The 2,229-nt window shown below is 40.1% G+C and carries 2 protein-coding genes and 2 pseudogenes; all 4 read right to left on the reverse strand.

The features are described from left to right. Positions 1–891 (reverse strand): YSIRK-type signal peptide-containing protein (locus HT671_RS04840; protein WP_172923064.1); only part of this gene is annotated, 891 nt, incomplete at its 3' end. Between the two features lie 79 nt (positions 892–970). Then, positions 971–1,108, reverse strand: coding sequence for a hypothetical protein (locus tag HT671_RS04845; RefSeq protein WP_153300005.1), 138 nt, complete (start codon positions 1,106–1,108; stop codon positions 971–973). Positions 1,109–1,515: 407 nt separating this feature from the next. Then, positions 1,516–1,993: pseudogene (locus HT671_RS04850) on the reverse strand (DUF4231 domain-containing protein). Positions 1,994–2,121: 128 nt separating this feature from the next. Further along, positions 2,122–2,229, reverse strand: a pseudogene (locus tag HT671_RS04855) (IS5/IS1182 family transposase); the annotation flags it as partial.

Here is a 2,229-nt window from a genome sequence, read left to right on the forward strand (position 1 = left end):
ATCGTTTGGATCTGAACCTGCGTCTTTTTCTACAACATCAGGGAAACCGTCTCCATCGGTATCTTTGGTATCTGGATTTGACTTAGGATCGTTTGGATCTGTTCCTTCTGCCTTTTCTACCTTATCAGGGAAACCGTCTCCATCGGTGTCTGCCGTTTCATCTGGCCCTGATAAGACGTATCGAGGATAACCGTTATCCCAATTCTCCATTCCTGCGAGAATAGGAAGTTGAGAAAGAACTACACCGTTTTTTGCATCTGCTTCAATCTCCCACTTATAAGCATTGTGACTTCTGTTTTCCCAAGAATTCAATCCGAACGACAATAAGTTTTGATCTTTCCATTTTGTTGCGATTTCTGAACCCGATCCTGTAGATGTAACATTAGTCCAGAATTTATCCCAATTAGCTTTATTTCCGCCTCGATGAGGTGGTTTCAGAAGCTCTCTTGTGGGGGATTTAAAATTGGTCAAATTCAGATCATTTTTCAAGCGAAATTCTTTTCCTCCTCCTCCTGTAACACCAGCAGAAGTAAAGGTTTTTATTGTTATGGTTTCTTCTCTTAATCCTTCTGGCAACCAAACATTCAAGCCCGGCCGACGCCATAGTTCATAATTATCATTAAAAATTATCGTGTACTTAACGTGTGTTCCTCCACGAGAAATCTCGGTTCTAATTTTCATTGTTTGTCTGGCGGCATTAGCCTCGGATTTTGAATCTCCTAAATATATTATATTATCATCCGCAATATAGTGCGCATACACCTTTTGCGAACCAAGACCTAAAAATGCAAGTCCGACTAAAACCGATGCCGCGCCAAATTTAAATTTTCTGAGAGAGTAGCGAAAGGCTTTCTCTCCACCTTTTTTCTTATTTTGTATCAATTTCAACAATTATTTTTCTCCTTATGTTCTAAGTAATTCTTTCTGTGAACTCCAAGGCCAGCCAGCTTTTTTCTGACTTCAGAAAGCCTCAAGTGTAGCCGTCTGCTTCCTGGGTATCAATGATGGCAAAGACTCCTACAGGGCAAAAACCATGCTCTGGATAGTCCAAGCCTGGTAATAAGCAGAGGTACCAACGCCTGTAGATACATACCAGGTGCTCCTTCATCGCTCAAACCGCCATTATGTTGGATGACAATCCTATCGATAGCTAAACGATTGTCATCGCTATTCATGATTTCTTCGTCGACATCAGCGATAAGACCTGAAAATAAATCACCATTTATCCGTTTTGTTTTAACCTTAATCACCTCCTAGTTATCTTCCTTTAGGTGTTGAAACATTGAAATCTGCACTCTTTCCATTTCTAAAAAACCATCTACTAGCTACTCAACCACATCCGTACTGGTTAGACCATAAGCTTGTTTAACAGTCTCCGTCTAAACTGAGTTTTCTTTCAAATGCACCGAGACAAACTCAAGTTTCAAGGAAGTTCCTGTCTTTTAAGCACAAAAAACAAACCGGACCTTGAGTTGTTTTACGCTGTAAATTCCATTTTTTCATACTGCTTTCCAGTCAGGCTATTCTTTCCCTGACTATAGGTTTTCTTTTACCCCCTCGATTTTTCTTGCATTGGAGTGGAGTTTCCGCAGGCACACCCGCTTCTTTAGACTGGATGCCTTCCCACTTGATTATTTCGTCAGAGATTATCCCTTCACAGATCTTGACAAAGAATGTAAAAGGCTTGCTTTCACCTGCGTATTTATTTCTCAGTCAGACACTGGTAGAGAAACTTTTCTCGTTCTAAAAGTTGCGCTGCCTTCTGATAGGATATCCAGTGTTCCTTGCTATTATAAATACCAAGCAATCCCTCACAAAGCAACCCCATGCTTGAAAGCACAACAGAGACAAGGCGATAGTAATCGCCCGGCATGGGAATGGCACAAAAAATCGCAATCAAAAAACCGGAAACAATCTCAGCAATCTCCAAGACCTTGTAGCGTCTGAGATGCTGGAAACTTTCCCCCTGAAAGCAGGTGATTTGCTTTTCCAATCACTCTGTCATATAGACTTCTTCTGGTGTCATATAGAACTCCTCTCTGTTTTGTTTACCACTATCATAATAATACATAATAGAAAGTGAATCAACTTGTAGATTGTAAAACTAGACTTCCTGCAAAACTAGAATCCTAGTTCATGATTGATAATACCAGCAATCAAATTCATTCGTAATCCGAAGCGTTTAGATGATTTCGATAGGTTGTTGAAATCATTTTAAACGTTTTTACT

Origin of the sequence: Streptococcus sp. 2741 (genome assembly GCF_013276315.1) — a bacterium.
GTDB classification, from domain to species: Bacteria; Bacillota; Bacilli; order Lactobacillales; family Streptococcaceae; genus Streptococcus; species Streptococcus pseudopneumoniae.